Here is a 16,064-nt window from a genome sequence, read left to right on the forward strand (position 1 = left end):
TCACTCCTTTTTCGTTATGATTTTACAAATATTACTTTTCCTTCTTTTTTTACATGTTATACTCACAACAACACGAAAAGGCTTTGTCATTCCTTTTTATCAGAATGACAAAGCCTTTTTATCTACCAATTTCACTTAAACGTTCTTTTTCTTTTTTGATCACGTGTTTCACTTGTTCAAACCCTGTGCCACCTGCGCTATTTCTTCGGTTCACCACCGTTTTAGGGTGAAGAACTTCATAAATATCTTCTTCAAACAAATGAGAAGCTTCTTTGTATTGATCAAATGACAAGTCCATTAAATAGATGCCTTTTTGAATACAAGTTAACACTAGCTTTCCTACCACTTCATGGGCTTCTCGAAACGGCATACCTTTAGTCGCTAAATAGTCCGCTAGTTCCGTTGCATTTGAGAAATCTTGTTGCGTTGCTTTCTCCATGACATCTGTTTTAACTTTCAAGGTTTCAATCATACCAGCAAAAATCGTTAAACATCCCTCAATCGTTGTTACGGTATCAAACATACCTTCTTTGTCTTCTTGTAAGTCTTTGTTGTATGTTAAAGGTGTTCCTTTTAACACCGTTAATAGGCTAAACAAGTGACCATATACACGCCCTGTTTTACCACGAATTAACTCCGCCATATCAGGGTTCTTTTTTTGTGGCATGATGCTACTTCCTGTGGCATACGTATCGTCCATTTCAATAAATTGAAATTCTTGGCTTGACCAAAGAATTAACTCTTCACAAAAACGGGAAAGGTGCATCATTAACATGGAACTATTACTTAAAAACTCAATAATAAAATCGCGATCACTTACTGCATCCATGCTATTATCATAGATTCCACTAAACCCTAATAAGCTAGCACTATACTCGCGATCGATAGGAAAGGTTGTACCCGCTAACGCTCCTGCGCCTAATGGAGACAAGTCAATTCGCTTTAATGACTCTTCATACCTTTGTGCATCACGTTTAAACATGGATACATAGGCAAGTAAATGATGGGCGAAAGAAACAGGTTGCGCACGCTGCAAGTGTGTATATCCTGGAAAAATCGTTTCAACATGCTGTTCTGCCTTTGTTACTAATACATGTGTTAATTCGTGTAAAAGAGAGATAATCACATTTACATGCTTCTTCAAATATAAATGCATGTCTGTTGCGACTTGATCGTTACGGCTTCTTCCTGTATGAAGTTTTCCTCCAACTGGTCCAATTTCATCAATTAACAACTTTTCAATGTTTAAATGAATATCTTCATATTGAGCAGAAAACGATAATTCTTTCTTTTTTGCTTTTTCAAGCAACACATGTAAACCGTTACTAATTTTCAATACATCTTCTTCAGATAGAATTTGACACTTTTGCAGCATTTTTACATGCGCAAGACTACCTTCTATATCTTCTTCTACTAATTGCTGATCGAATTCAATGGATGCTCCGAACTCATCGATCCATTGTTCAGGGCGCTTTGTAAAACGCCCTCCCCACAATTTATTCATACGTTCGTCACCTTCTTATTGTTTACCATGCTACTTACTTTTGTCGGTAATCCCCATAGTGAAATAAATCCAACAGCTGCTTGATGATCAAACTCATCTTCTTTTGTATACGTCGCTAGTTTTTCGTCGTATAGAGAGTTAGGAGATTTACGTCCTTCTACAATGGCATGACCTTTAAATAATTTCACTCTTACCACACCGTTTACATATTGTTGTGTTTCTTCTAAAAATGCTAACAATGCTTTTGTTAATGGTGAGAACCATAACCCTTCATAAATGACTTCTGTTAATTTTTTTGAAATAACGGGTTTAAAATGAGCAATTTCTTTTACTAGAGTTAAATCTTCTAATTCTTTATGTGCTTTTAGTAATGTCATAGCTCCTGGACATTCATATACTTCACGAGATTTAATTCCAACAAGACGATTTTCAACATGGTCAATACGTCCAACTCCGTGCTTTCCTGCGATGTCGTTTAACGCTAGGATTAGTTCTGATAAAGAATAAGCTTGACCGTTTAATGCTACCGGCACACCTTTTTCAAATTGAATCTCTACTAAGTCAGGCATGTCTGGTGTTTTGTCTAATGGTACCGTCAAATCATATGCTTCTTCAGGTGGAGCTGCCCATGGGTCTTCTAATACACCGCACTCATTACTTCTTCCCCATAAGTTTTGGTCAATCGAAAATGGGCTATCTAAATTAACTGGGATTGGAATATTGTGTTGTTTTGCATATTCAATCTCTTCTTCACGAGACCACTTCCAATCACGAACTGGTGCAATTACTTCTAAATCAGGATTTAATGCTTTAATCGATACTTCAAAACGAACTTGATCATTTCCTTTGCCCGTACATCCATGAGCAACAGCTACTGCTTGCTCTTGTTCAGCTACTTCTACTAATTTTTGTGCAATTAACGGACGAGAAAGCGCAGATACTAACGGATACTTCTCTTCATATAGCGCATGCGCCTGTAAAGCCGTCAATGCATAAATATTCGAAAATTCTTCTTTCGCATCAATAACATACGACTTAGTTGCTCCTACCGTTAGAGCTTTTTCTTTAATAAAATGAAGATCTTTCCCTTCACCTACATCTAGACAGCAAGCAATTACATTATACCCTTTTTCTTGTAACCACTTAATTGCAACCGATGTATCTAATCCCCCTGAATACGCTAAAACCACTTTCTTCTGAATCATTTGTATGTCCTCCTCTATATAAACAACAATTAATTTTTATTCATTTATGTTAATAATAATGTAACAATTAAATCACTTTTTTTCAATACTTATTCATCAAAAAGTATAAAAATTTAACTTTGCATGATAAATCATTTATAAGACATGATGAGTTTCCGACACATATTATGTACAATAGAAGATAAGACGAGGTGATGTTTTAGATGAGCGTAATCTTTAAAAAAGACGTACGGTTAGGCATTTCATTACCTGTTCTTCAAAAAGAATGGGAATGCTACCATCCACATGAACAACAAGAGATTCTCTTACAATGGGAAAAAATTAGAGGCACAATTCCTGATCGTATCTCAGAATTAGAAAGCATCATAAACAAAAAACAAGAGCGACTGGGTGAAGAAACTAATTTTGAAGCATCATGTCAGTTAAACCTAGACATCTCAGAATTAGCATCCATTATTAATGATTTGTGGATTTGGTACCGCTCAAATCAAGAGTTATCTCAAAAAGTTCACATGTAAAAAAAAGCTACCTCTAACGAGAACATAAATGATTCCCTTGAGGTAGCCTTCTTTTTATCTGTTATTCATATTACTTTTATCCATTAGAGAGCGATACTGATAAAACCGCTTTGAGAAATCTGTTACTTCTCGTGTAAAACGATAGTTTAAACCTCCACCAATTGCCATACTAATGATGGGCAGTCGGTCATATGCTTTTCTCTTCGTGGCTAAAATGAGCGTTGCTTTTAATAGTTGCGTGCATACCTTTTCAAGCCATGTTTTATCGACTACACGTTCGTTCCCTTCATAAAAAAACAAGTCATATTCCTGCTGAACTTCTTCTTTTACATACTCCCACCCTTGATGCTGCCAACGCTTTGGCAACGTTGCAGCATGAAATACTTTTAAAGCAAGCAGCATTTCAAATGGCGTATTTACTTCATAGCCATAGCTCATCGCTGTTACTTGAACCGCGTGTAGGTTAAGAACAAGCAACGCTGGTATATCTGCTCCTAGAAATAAAACATTGCCTGTTCCGGAAAGTGCTCCTTGTGTAAGCGAGTAAAGTCGTTGCTTAGCTAACTGTTGTTCGCATATGTAAGAGAGTTGATCAATATGGAGTTCTTTTATTTCATGTAAGTGTTTAATATCTTCATCAAATACACGAGCTGTTTCTAAAATTTGCTTTTTTGAATTTGTGTGAACTTGGGTTCCTTGAATAATTCCATTTAAGTGAAACACCCAATCGTCTACCTTACGTAAATAGGTATCAAGTATGTCCTCTGGAATGAAGGAAATTGAACGGTCTAACCACTGCTCATACGTTACTTGCAATTCTGTAGCTTCATATTGCTGCAATGATTGTTCCCATTGCTCAATCTCATTAAACAATTGCTGCTCTCGACTTGTTAACTCCATACTCATCACCCTTTTTAATGGTATTTTCTTCATTATAACAAATGTTCGCCTTCACAGAAAATGAGCAATCAGAACGTCGATAAATATCCATAAAAAATAGCGCCACTCCGATAAGAGTCAGCGCCATTTTATTATTGTTTAATTTTCAGCTAGTCTGACAACGTCACGCGCAATCATTACTTCTTCATTCGTAGGAATAATGATAACTTTGACTGGAGAATGTGGATAGCTTACAAATGCTTCCTCTCCACGTACATTGTTTAAAGCTGGATCCCAATATACACCCATAAACTCTAACCCACGAAGAACACGAGCACGTACGATATCACTATTTTCACCGATACCCGCTGTAAAGATAATAGCGTCTACACCAGACATACGTGCTGCGTAAGAACCAATGTATTTGTGGATACGACCAGCAAATACTTCAAGAGCTGTTTCAGCACGTTCACTGCCTTCGTCACTCGCCTTAATTAAATCACGCAGGTCACTAGAAATACCTGAAATACCTAGTAAACCACTTTCTTTATTTAAAACATTTAATACTTCATCTGCCGTTTTCCCTGTTTTCTCCATAATGTATGGAATTAAGGCAGGGTCAATGTTTCCAGAACGTGTTCCCATTGCCACACCAGCTAATGGCGTAAAGCCCATTGATGTATCAATTGATTTTCCGCCTTCAATCGCTGCAATACTTGCACCATTTCCTAAGTGACAAGAAATTAAACGTAATTGTTCAATTGGACGACCTAATAATTCTGCTGCACGTTCAGATACATATTTATGAGATGTCCCGTGGAAACCATACTTACGAATGCCATAATTTTCATAGTACTCATAAGGTAAGCTATAAAGGTAAGATTGTTCTGGCATTGATTGATGGAACGCTGTATCAAATACCGCTACCGCTGGAACGTTCGGTAAAATGTCTCGAAAAGCTTTAATTCCAACAACGTTCGCTGGGTTATGAAGTGGTGCTAAATCTGATAATGATTCAATCTCAGCTAATGTTTCGTCTGTAATTAAAACAGAGTCAGCAAAGCTCTCACCACCATGAACAACACGGTGACCAACACCTGTAATTTCATCATATGATTTAATAATCCCAGTAGATAATAACTTTTCTACTAAAATTTTAACAGCCACAGCATGATCTGGAATGTCCGTAATGTCTGTTTGCTTTTCATCGTTTACTGAAATAGTAAACACAGCATTATCTAAACCAATTCGCTCTACTAAACCTTTTGTTAATACTTTTTCACTTGGCATTTCAAACAATTGAAATTTAAGTGAAGAGCTACCGGCATTAATAGCCATAATTTTTGACATAAGTTAAAACAGCTCCTTTTTTGTTGTACGCACATCATCAACATGACGAACAGAACGAACTTAAAAAGTAGGCTCTCTACAATATTCTATGCATTTCGACACGTTTTCTATCCTTATCCATTTAATCATTCACTACAACATATTTCAAGAGCTATACCAACTTGAAAGCGGTACCGCCAAAAATTCGTTATTTTCTAAAAATAACTTTTTAACGATTACGGAACCATTCATTCATTTGAGTCATAATATCATTCATTGCTTCTCGATTTGAGAACTTCGGTAAATGAACAAGAAGTGCTTGTCTTGGAGGGACAACTCCTTCTCCTTTTTTCTGAACAATAAAGATGCTCTTAGCTAGACTTTCTTGTTTAAACATCGAAAGTGGCAGTTGAATGAATCCTTGTATAACCGCTGCTTCTTTTAAGAATGCATGAAGCGTCTTTGCTTGTTCCGTTTCAAATAATTGATTTGGGACAAGAAAAATTCCATATCCTCCGTCTTTCATATGCTTAATGCTTTGTTCAATAAACAAATGGTGAGCATAAGAATGACCTTCCGTCGCCCTAACTTCAAACGCTTTTGCTCCTTCATCATTTGGATAATAGCCAACTGGTAAGTCACATACTACAAGGTCAACTGGATCAATAAATAAAGGTTGTAAGCTATCTTGGTTAAATAATTGAATGCCATGCTTTTGCAAATTGGCATTTACATATGTCAACTTCACAAGTAAATCGTCTACGTCAATTCCATAAGCTTCTTCAATTAATTGGTGATGATTATTTAGCACTGTCGTTAACAAATTCCCCGCTCCGACAGCTGGATCTAATACTTTGTATTGAGATTTGCCTTCCATGAACTTTCCAACGAGGTAACTAATAAAGATCCCAACTGTGTCTGGGGTCATTTGATGATTAGGTTGAACCGCTTCTTTCATTCCTTTTAAAATGGCAAGCTGATACGCTTTACGAACGGTTTCGCCATCTATTTTTTCTAAGTTCACGGAATCGTACTCTTTTTTCAATCGTTTTTTCGTTACTTCATCTAATTCATCTTGCAAGACGTCTCCATGAAATAAATTTTCACCTGTTTCTGCTACTGCCTCAAGGTATAAACAATTTAACTCTTTACGTAGAATAATGGCGGTTTGATCAATAACGGAAAATAATTGTTCCATCTCGGTTAACTGACTCATCTTTTTTCCTCCTTTTATCTTTTTCATCTATGTCATTGTTTTATGTAACCATCAATGGTTAAACATTGTGTCATTGTGTGACCATAAGAACATCCCATTTTATCATACATCTTGATTTAAACAAAAAAAAGAGTCCTCTCATTTGAGAAGACCCTTTTTAATTCTAATTTGTTACTGTGCTGCTTTAGCTGCCTCAATAGCTGCTTCATAATTCGGATGATCCGTTACTTCATTTACATATTCTACGTAAGTTACTTTATCATTTGCATCTACCACGAAGATAGAACGAGCTAATAAACGTAACTCTTTAATTGCTACTGCGTATGCTTCACCAAATGATAAGTCACGGTGATCTGATAAGGTTTGGACATTTTCAATGCCATTTGCTCCACACCAGCGTTTTTGCGCAAATGGTAAATCTACACTTACTGTTAACACTTTCACGTTATCAAGTTGAGCTGCTTCTTCGTTAAATCGGCGAGTTTGCGCATCACAAACACCTGTATCAATTGAAGGTACAACACTAATTAAGCGTACAGAACCTTTTGTGTCGTTAAGTGTGACTTCTGATAAATCATTTGCAAGAACTGTAAAGTTAGGCGCAGTATCTCCTACCTTTACTGGATTGCCCGCTAATGTTACTTCATTACCTTTAAATGTAACTGTTGCCATTGTTAATTCCTCCCTTATTAAAGATATGTACAGTGTAAATATAGCTTTTTCACTACTAGAATGCAATTAATTCAGTAGCGAACCTTTAAAAATAAAAAAGGTAGCTGTAAAAAAGACGATTGCATCTTTTGCACAGTTACCTTACAAAAAATTGACCTCAACTCAAATGTTTTGAGTTGAGGTCAATACTTAGCATCCATTTACAAATTAATTTTACCTGTATGATCTTCGCCGGTTGAATGCGTTGACTGATGTGATTGACTAGAGTGTGACTTGTTGGTATCGTCGTTTTTCTTAAAAAGTTGTTGAAGGCGTTCAACTGCTTGTGGAGCCGTCTCTAATATCTTTTCGTATAAATGCGTACTTTCATTTAAATGAAGCATTTTAATGCCTGTTGAATTGACAATTAAAAAGGCAATTGGTGTAATGGATACACCTCCACCACTACCTCCACCAAACGGTAATTTAGGACCACTTTGATGCTGCTCGTCCGGACTGTGAGAAGATTTTTGTCCATCTACGTGAAACTCGCTTCCACCTGCAGCAAACCCAAAACCTACTTTCGAAACCGTTAAGATTACACTACCATCGGGTGTTTCAACAGGGTCTCCAATGATTGTATTGACATCAATCATTTCTTTTAGATTTTCCATCGCTGTTGACATTAAGCCTTTAATTGGATGTTCTGCCATACTAATAGCCTCCTTACGTCTTTAAAGAGCGTTCTTTTTGTTTCGTTCTTGGCTTTATCTGAGTAAAAAACTCTTTTTTTCCTTCATACGCACTTCGCCAATATTTAAATGTCCGAAATCCTGCTAGAATAGCATGTCCGATGCGAAAGGAAATTATGCATTCAATAATAACTTCTGACCACATATGTTGAAAAACAGGAGTAATAGACATATTAGGTCGATCTTTTAACTTCATATATTGGCTAATAATCCCGATGACTCCATTTTTAATTGTCCAGCCCAATCCAACAGCCATTCCAGTATAAGCAGCATCGCCAAGCCCAAAACGTGTATGCCACTTAATCTCTTTTACTGATACTGTTTTTAAAAATCGTCTAACAATCTTATGAAATCCAACAACATGCTTTAAAAATTGCTCTGTATCTTGTAGAAAGTCTAAAGCGTCATTAACCGAATAATCTTTCCATGCTTTATTCTTCTCACTACCTTGATCACCGGCTCCCTTTTCTTCTTCTACTACTACAGTTGGAGAGTCCTTTTGAATCTCAACAACAGGAATCTCATACGTATATCGAATCAATCCAAACCAAGCAGATAACGTTACTTTTGCATAGTCATTATTTTTTATATGATTTACATTAATTAGGATCGTGATCTTTGTAAAAATAATAAGTAATAGAAAAAAGACTAGCAGCCCGACTATACTAATAACCCAAACCACCACGTTCACCCCTTCTTAGCTTTTCAGTATGTCCTTCTGAGTCAGAAATAAACATCAATCCATGCCTGATTAGGGATTGAAAACCTAATAAATAGGCAAAAAAAACTCTTGCCTTTTCTCCTGTGAAAGTTACAGGATATTGAAGGCAAGAGATGGTTTGCACGTTATGGTGTTATTTTATAGCTTTTATGTTCGATTTTCATGAATAACCGTTGTTTCTGCAAAGTGGTCATGCAACCCTTGGTTTTTAGGAAGAAAGGCCACAAGGAGATAACCAATAAATAAAAGTGTTTTCGAGATATAACGACCGATTAATTCTCGGAATACGATCACAGACCAACTCAATGGTTCTCCATTTAATTGGACCACTTTTAAACCAAACACCATCTTCCCGAGTGTCTGGCCACAAATCTTCGTCATTAAAATGAAATAAAGGTAAAATACAATAGCTGTTGCAATTGCATAAGGTGACAATATCCCACCTTCTCTTGATACATCCAATGCTTGAAAAATTGGTTTTATCACTAATCGGTTCACACTACCAATTACGATAATATCAAGAAGGTATGCCCAAAAACGCATCCAAAAGCCTGCATAATAAACGGAGTATTCTACCCTTGGCTTTTCGACTACAAAATTCCTTGGCTCATCTTGCTTATTTGCTTCCACTTCTAGCATCTCGTCATTTTTTTGTACATCCATACCTTGTCACCTCTATTCCATATATAAATACATAAGGCGTGGTGAATTTGGTTTTCCTAACAGATTTAATACACCTGAAAGCTCCGACCGACCACTAAAAGCTTGTGTCATACTCATAGAAAGCCAAGCTGGGAAGCTAAATGCTTGGTCATATTGAACCACTTGCGCTCCTTTTAATTTGCGATCGCGTTTTAACGCATTCACTGTATCTTCAAAAAAGCCTAATTCATCAACAAGCTTCAACTCTTTCGCTTGGCGACCATCATAAATACGTCCATCCGCAATTCGTCTTACTTCTTGTTCTGATAACGAACGTCCTTCTTTAATTACATCAACAAATCCATCATATGCATTGTTAACGAGACTTTCCATAATCTCCGACTCTTCTTTTGTCATTTCCCTCGCAGGAGACATAATATCTTTATAAGGTCCACTTTTTATCGTGACATCTTCTACACCTAAACGATCTGCTAGTTCACTATAATTAATGCTCTGCATAATTACACCTAAAGAACCTGTTAGTGTATCTGGAATAGCATAAATTTTATCAGCAGCTGTGGAAATATAATACCCTCCTGATGCAGCCATTGTTCCCATTGATATGTACACTGGTTTTTTCGTTTTCTTTTTAAAGTCTTCAATTTCTTTATGAATTTCTGAACTTTCGACAACGCCTCCGCCAGGAGAATTCACTCGGATAACTAACCCTCCGATTGACGTATCTTCTTTTAACTCATCTAACGTTTGCAAAAAAGCACGATGATTATAACCAGCTTGCCCTGAAAATGGACTGGTTTGTCCTTGCGTATCTTGAATGACTCCATTTACTTCTAATACAACAATTTTATTCGTAGGATCTCCATCTTCTATGATTGTTTCCGAATAAATCCTGTCGTCATTTCCAAGAAGAGGCCCAAATCCCTCTCCCGCATTTGAAAACAATACATTTGTTGCAAAATTTGCAACGATCGATACAATGAAAAGTCCTATAGCCAAACTAAGTGCAATCCACCGCTTTTTACTCATTGTTTATACCCTCCTAAAAAGATGACTAAATTGCAAGATAATTCTTTTAATTTTTTCAAAATAATGATATAATTATTGTAGCAAACTTTTTTACCAGTTTACACCATAGTTGAACAAGGGGGAATAAATATGTCTAACCGTCGTAATGTTTACCTATTTTATCGTAAAAGCAAAGAAATGATAGAGCGTATTCAACTATTAAAGACGTTAGCAAGTGATCACGACTTTCACATTGTTGACGATATGAAAGAAGCTAATATCATCATTGGAATCGGTGGAGATGGGGCCTTTTTACAAGCTGTACGCAAAACCGGATTCCGTGACGATTGTTTATATGCAGGTATCGCAACTTCTGATCAACTTAGCTTTTACTGTGACTTCCATATTGATAATACTGAAAAGATAATCGAAGCAATGAAAACAGCGAATCTTGAAGTAAGACGATTCCCTGTTATCGAAGTCCAATTCGATAATGATCCTTCTTTTTATTGCTTAAATGAATGTTCAATTCGATCTTCTGTTATAAAAGCATTCTCAATGGACGTCTTTATCAATGAAAATTACTTTGAAACATTCCGCGGGGATGGAATGGTCATTTCAACACCTACCGGTAGTACTGCTTATAATAAATCGTTAAATGGTGCTGTAGTTGATCCATTGTTACCTTGTATGCAAGTAAGTGAAATCGCTTCACTCAACAATAACAACTACCGTACACTTGGTTCTTCTTTTATTTTAAGTAGTGAAAACACATTAACATTAAAACTACAACCTGATAATAGTCATTGGCCAACAATTGGTATTGACAACGAAGCCCTTAGCGCGAAGCAAATCGAACAAATTAGGATTAACTTAAGCAACCGCCAAGTGAAAACATTAAAACTAAAAGATAACTCGTTCTGGCAACGTGTTCAACGTACATTTTTATAAGTAGTAAAAGTGACTTGATTGGTAGAAATTTCCTTTCTAGTCACTTTTTTGTTGCCTTTCAATTTTCTTTTCGATACATCACCGTTCCATCAACAACCGTTAAAGCGACGGCTACTTTAGAAATCTCCTTTTCATTGATTTCAAATAAATCTTCTTCAAGAACAGTGAAGTCTGCAACATACCCTTCTCGAATGTACCCTTTTTTATCTTCTTGATAAATGGCTTGAGCACTTCCTAGTGTAAACAATTGAACAGCTTCAAACACACTTAATGTCTCCTGTGGGCTATACATGTTTCCATCCGAGAGCGCGCGACGTGTGACGGCTGCCTCAATACCAAGCAGTGGATTAACAGGTTCAATCGGTGCGTCAGAGCCTCCTGCACACAAAATCCCCTCTTCAATTAATGTTTTCCACGCATAACAGTACGGCAAGTTCTCTTCTCCAATTCGTTCCACTACCCATGGGAAATCACTAACAACAAAACGTGGTTGAATGTCTAATACAACCGGCAGTGCTTTTGTTCTCTCAATTAACTCTTTACGTAAAATTTGCGCATGAATAATTCGGTCTCTCTGACCATCCTTTGGCGGATGTTCTTCAATGCTATCTACTACATATTCGTACGCTAAATCTCCAATAGCGTGAACCGCAACAGTTTGTCCATATTCCCTTGCTTTTTTAACAATTCCTTTTAAATCATCTAAAGAGTGAATCGCCACACCATTCGTTGATGGGTCATTGTGATATGGAAAACTTAATAACGCTGATTGACTCCCTAATGATCCATCCGAAAAGATTTTCACAGCCCCTAATTCAATAAAAGGACTTTCATTCTTCGTTTTCTCATCAAGCTTCATCATGTCATCTACTACTTCATGATGAACAAGGAGGTGAGCTCTAAACTTCTTTTGTGTCCCATCAATCACACGTTTGAACGTCTCATAAGTACGTAAAAATCCTCCGTAATAATTTAAATCTTCACTATGACCACCTGTTAGTCCATATTGTAAACAGTCATCTATCGCAACAGTTAATGCCTTTTGTAAATAGGCTTCTGTTGCTAAGGGAATATACGCTGTGACAAGTTCTTGTGCTTGATCAAGCAAAAAGCCATTAGGTGTCCCATCTTCATCTCGGTGAATCACTCCACCAATCGGATCTTTGATTTCTTTTGAAAGGCCACTGATTTCCAATGCTTTGCTATTAGCAATTAGCGCATGACGACAAACCCGTTTAATAATTAAGGGATGATTAGGTGCAACTTCATCTAGCTGCTGTCTATGTAAAATATAAGGGTGATCCCACTGATTTTCATCCCACCCTTCACCAATGATCCATTCACCTTTCTCTACTTCGCTTGCTTTTTGCTTTAATAAAGCTAACACTTCTTCACCTGATTTAGCATTTGTTAAATCCAGGCGCAGTAATTTTTCTCCATGTCCAATTAAATGCAAATGACTATCAACAAATCCTGGATACATCACTTGATTATGTAATTGAATTTCTTCTGTTATTTTATGCTTCCACTCGTCCCTCAGAACTTCTTCTTTCCCAGCGGCTTGAATAACACCGTCTTCCACTAAGACCGCTTCCACTTTTTCCCCTTCTTCTACCATTGTATAGATTGTTCCACCATACCAAAGTGTTCCCACTTCAACCAGCTCCCTCTATTATGTCCACCTCTTAAATAATGTGTGACATATCTTTTGTCATTCATCTATTATAATAGAAAATTCGATAAATTCACAAAAGAATGGTCTACACTTGCTCAAATTAATAATCCCAAGAAAAAGCTTCTTTCAATTCAAAAAGAGTGAGGATTAATCCCCACTCTTTGTAGCCATGCTTATTTATTTGTGAATTGCTTATTTATAGCTACCACCAAGTTGTTGTTCAGCCATTTGAACTAAACGTTTAGTGATCTCACCACCAACTGAACCGTTAGCGCGAGCTGTTGCTTCAGGACCTAGGTTTACACCAAATTCAGAAGCGATTTCATATTTCATTTGGTCGATAGCAGCTTGAGAACCAGGAGCTACTAATTTGTTTGTGTTTGCCATGTGTTTTCACCTCCTTGTGAGTATAGATTGTGTAAAAACACATGGCTTCATACAAAATTTATTTGGTAATTTTTTGAATATAGTTATTTTAGAATAGATCTTCCTCTACCATTTGTTGAATAGGCATTGATTGAGGGGTTAATTCAATGATTTCTGTGTTTTCAACAGCCTCTTCAATTAAAGGTTCAAAATCAAAAAATTGCTCGTAACGATTTACTTTTTCACGCTTTGGTTTTGTTTTAGGCGAGCTTGGCGTAAAAATAGTACAGCAATCTTCATAAGGACGATTCGAAATTTCATGCGTATCGATTTCACGAGCAATTTTAATAATATCTGTCTTGTCCATTGTAATAAGCGGACGAAGAATAGGTGTGTTTGTTACTTCATTGATGGCAAACATACTCTCGATAGTTTGACTCGCTACTTGACCTAAACTCTCTCCTGTAACAATAGCTAAAGACTCCTGCTTTTCACGAATTCGATCCGTAATCTTTAACATCATTCTTCTTGTTGATGTCATTGTATAATTTTCAGGTATTTGCTTTTGAATTGCTTGTTGAACAGCTGTAAACGGAACGACATGTAGTTTTACTTTTGAACCATATGCTGTTAATTTTTGTGCTAAATCAATTACCTTTTGCTTAGATCGTTCGCTTGTAAAAGGCGGACTATAAAAATGAACTGCTTCAATTTCTAAGCCTCGTTTCATCGCTAAAAAGCCGGCTACAGGACTGTCGATTCCACCTGAAAGCATAAGCATTGCTTTACCACTGGCACCAACTGGTAGACCTCCTGCTCCAGGGTAATCGTAACAAGTGATGTACGTTGCTTCTTTTCGAACTTCTACACGTACGTTTACGTCTGGGTTACGCACATCTACTGTTAGATTTTCTGTATTACGTAATATGTGGCTACCAATTTCATAATTCAGTTCGTGTGTATCAAGATGAAATTGTTTATCTGCTCGTCTAGCTGTTACTTTAAATGTTGTATTTGGTTGATCAAACTCTTGTGCTGCTTGTAATGCAAGTTGTTTAATTTGTTCAATATCATTGTCGGCTTTTAATGCCAAGCTGAAACTCTGAATACCGAATACTTTTTTTAATTCTTCTATAATTGGCTCATGATTTTCACCATTTAAGTGAACATACATACGATCTCTTGTAAATTTAATTTTTGCTTCAGAAAAAGAATGCAAAGCATGAGCAATGTTTCTTTTTAACTGTTCAACAAACTTTTTACGGTTTTGTCCTTTAGTTGAAATTTCACCGTAGCGAATTAAGATGTGATTATAAATCATAACATTTACCTCATTACTTTTTTTAGTTCATCTATTGTTGTTATAAGCGCTTCTACGATTGCTTTTACATCGTTCTCATTATTTAAATGGGACAAGCTAATTCGAATTGCTTGATCAGCATCACTCATGCTTCTTCCCATTGCTACTAATGTCTTACTTGGTTTTTTTGTTTTCGATGAGCAAGCAGACGTTGTAGAAACGAATATACCTTTTTCCTCTAAGCTGTGTACAAGCACTTCTGCTTTTATTCCGCGAATCGTCATATTAATAATATGTGGTGCTGAGTGAGTCAGTTGAGTGTTGATGATAATGTGTTCATGATGACTGACACTCTTTATTAATTTTTCTTTGATACCATTCATTTTATCAATATGTTCTGCTTGGTGTTGAGTAGTCAAACGTAATGCCTTAGCAAACGCAACAATGCCTGCTACATTTTCTGTACCAGAACGCTTTTGTAACTCTTGTGAACCTCCACTTAGTAAAGGAAACAATGTGATACCATCTCGCACATATAATACGCCTGTCCCTTTTAGACCATGAATCTTATGTCCTGAAATGGTGCAAAGGTCAATATGCGCTTGCTTTATATTTAAAGGAACTTTTCCAAACCCTTGAACGTGATCTACATGATAAATGACTTTCGGATAAGCTTTTAACAATTGACCAATTTCTTTCACAGGTTGGATCATTCCAACCTCGTTATTTACATGGATGACCGACACTAAAATCGTCTCGTCGGTCAACGCCTTTTCCACATCAGAAGGTTTAACCATCCCATCCTCATTTACAGGAATATATGTGACGGAAAAGCCAAGTTGTTCTAATTGCTTAAATGGCTCATGAACAGAGTCATGTTCAATCGTGGTTGTGATAATATGTTTTCCTCGCCCTTGATGTTGCAAAGCCACCCCTTTAATGGCTAAGTTATTCCCTTCTGTTCCTCCAGAAGTAAAAATAATTTCATTAAATTTAGCATCCAATATGCTTGCCACTTGCTCTCTTGCATGTGTTAATAAATTTTCTGCTTGAACGCCAAATTTATGAAGCGAAGATGGGTTACCATAATAAGTAGATGAAACTTTTACAAATGAATCAACTACTTCTTTATAGGGCTTAGTTGTAGCGCTATTATCTAAATATATCAAAGTATGCGCCCCCTGTTGATTAATTGTAAGCATCGTATTATCATACCATATTCAATATACTTTTTGAATGAATTGTTAGCTTCCCCCATAACTAGACAGAATATTGGGATTTTTTAAAATATCGACAAATTTTTTAGAAAGTATGTTACTATGTATCAGA

The 16,064-nt window shown here is 36.5% G+C and carries 16 protein-coding genes; 2 read left to right on the top strand and 14 right to left on the bottom strand.

Annotated elements, in window-relative coordinates:
- Positions 1–118: 118 nt before the first annotated feature.
- A complete protein-coding gene (gene argH, locus DIS06_RS15310) occupies positions 119–1,504 on the bottom strand; it encodes an argininosuccinate lyase (protein WP_110114108.1) in 1,386 nt (461 codons plus the stop codon).
- Entirely contained in the window at positions 1,501–2,709 is a 1,209-nt protein-coding gene (locus tag DIS06_RS15315) for an argininosuccinate synthase (protein WP_110114109.1), read from the bottom strand. The genes argH and DIS06_RS15315 overlap by 4 nt, the downstream gene beginning before the upstream one ends.
- A 203-nt stretch (positions 2,710–2,912) precedes the next feature.
- Here DIS06_RS15315 and DIS06_RS15320 point away from each other — a divergent pair, with 203 nt between their 5' ends.
- The gene (locus DIS06_RS15320) at positions 2,913–3,227 is read left to right on the top strand and encodes a hypothetical protein (RefSeq protein WP_110114110.1); all 315 of its coding nucleotides are present in this window, start codon (positions 2,913–2,915) and stop codon (positions 3,225–3,227) included.
- Positions 3,228–3,281: 54 nt separating this feature from the next.
- Here the strand turns inward: DIS06_RS15320 and DIS06_RS15325 are convergent, their stop codons facing one another.
- From DIS06_RS15325 to sppA, 8 genes are all read right to left on the bottom strand, one after another.
- Positions 3,282–4,127, bottom strand: a complete 846-nt coding sequence (locus DIS06_RS15325; RefSeq protein WP_110114111.1) for an EcsC family protein — start codon at positions 4,125–4,127, stop codon at positions 3,282–3,284.
- A 138-nt stretch (positions 4,128–4,265) separates the two neighbouring features.
- Positions 4,266–5,456 (bottom strand): acetate kinase, encoded by a 1,191-nt coding sequence (locus tag DIS06_RS15330; RefSeq protein WP_110114112.1) that lies wholly within the window; start codon positions 5,454–5,456, stop codon positions 4,266–4,268.
- 208 nt (positions 5,457–5,664) lie between these two features.
- Positions 5,665–6,651 carry a class I SAM-dependent methyltransferase gene (locus DIS06_RS15335; protein WP_110114113.1) on the bottom strand — a complete coding sequence of 329 codons (987 nt, stop codon included), beginning with the start codon at positions 6,649–6,651 and terminating at the stop codon, positions 5,665–5,667.
- 171 nt (positions 6,652–6,822) lie between these two features.
- The gene (tpx, locus tag DIS06_RS15340; protein ID WP_110114114.1) at positions 6,823–7,323 is read right to left on the bottom strand and encodes a thiol peroxidase; all 501 of its coding nucleotides are present in this window, start codon (positions 7,321–7,323) and stop codon (positions 6,823–6,825) included.
- A gap of 200 nt (positions 7,324–7,523) precedes the next feature.
- Positions 7,524–8,015, bottom strand: coding sequence for a GerW family sporulation protein (ytfJ, locus tag DIS06_RS15345; protein ID WP_110114115.1), 492 nt, complete (start codon positions 8,013–8,015; stop codon positions 7,524–7,526).
- A gap of 13 nt (positions 8,016–8,028) precedes the next feature.
- On the bottom strand, positions 8,029–8,736 hold the full coding sequence (locus tag DIS06_RS15350; RefSeq protein WP_110114116.1) for a DUF2953 domain-containing protein: 708 nt from the start codon (positions 8,734–8,736) through the stop codon (positions 8,029–8,031).
- 186 nt (positions 8,737–8,922) lie between these two features.
- Positions 8,923–9,438: an RDD family protein gene (locus DIS06_RS15355; protein ID WP_110114117.1), complete on the bottom strand. Its 516-nt coding sequence runs from the start codon at positions 9,436–9,438 to the stop codon at positions 8,923–8,925.
- Positions 9,439–9,450: 12 nt separating this feature from the next.
- On the bottom strand, positions 9,451–10,464 hold the full coding sequence (sppA, locus tag DIS06_RS15360) for a signal peptide peptidase SppA (RefSeq protein WP_110114118.1): 1,014 nt from the start codon (positions 10,462–10,464) through the stop codon (positions 9,451–9,453).
- A 129-nt stretch (positions 10,465–10,593) separates the two neighbouring features.
- Here sppA and DIS06_RS15365 point away from each other — a divergent pair, with 129 nt between their 5' ends.
- Positions 10,594–11,394 carry an NAD kinase gene (locus tag DIS06_RS15365; RefSeq protein ID WP_110114119.1) on the top strand — a complete coding sequence of 267 codons (801 nt, stop codon included), beginning with the start codon at positions 10,594–10,596 and terminating at the stop codon, positions 11,392–11,394.
- 58 nt (positions 11,395–11,452) lie between these two features.
- Here DIS06_RS15365 and DIS06_RS15370 read toward each other — a convergent pair whose 3' ends face one another.
- The 4 genes from DIS06_RS15370 to DIS06_RS15385 form a co-directional block, all read right to left on the bottom strand.
- Positions 11,453–13,048: an amidohydrolase gene (locus tag DIS06_RS15370; RefSeq protein ID WP_110114120.1), complete on the bottom strand. Its 1,596-nt coding sequence runs from the start codon at positions 13,046–13,048 to the stop codon at positions 11,453–11,455.
- A gap of 213 nt (positions 13,049–13,261) precedes the next feature.
- Positions 13,262–13,456 carry an alpha/beta-type small acid-soluble spore protein gene (locus DIS06_RS15375; protein WP_110114121.1) on the bottom strand — a complete coding sequence of 65 codons (195 nt, stop codon included), beginning with the start codon at positions 13,454–13,456 and terminating at the stop codon, positions 13,262–13,264.
- 88 nt (positions 13,457–13,544) lie between these two features.
- Positions 13,545–14,756, bottom strand: coding sequence for a tRNA uracil 4-sulfurtransferase ThiI (gene thiI, locus DIS06_RS15380; protein ID WP_110114122.1), 1,212 nt, complete (start codon positions 14,754–14,756; stop codon positions 13,545–13,547).
- Between the two features lie 5 nt (positions 14,757–14,761).
- Positions 14,762–15,904 carry a cysteine desulfurase family protein gene (locus DIS06_RS15385; RefSeq protein WP_110114123.1) on the bottom strand — a complete coding sequence of 381 codons (1,143 nt, stop codon included), beginning with the start codon at positions 15,902–15,904 and terminating at the stop codon, positions 14,762–14,764.
- Positions 15,905–16,064: the final 160 nt, after the last annotated feature.

It is taken from the genome of Bacillus sp. CGMCC 1.16541 (genome assembly GCF_003184905.1).
In the GTDB taxonomy this organism is placed as follows: Bacteria; Bacillota; Bacilli; order Bacillales; family Bacillaceae_H; genus Priestia.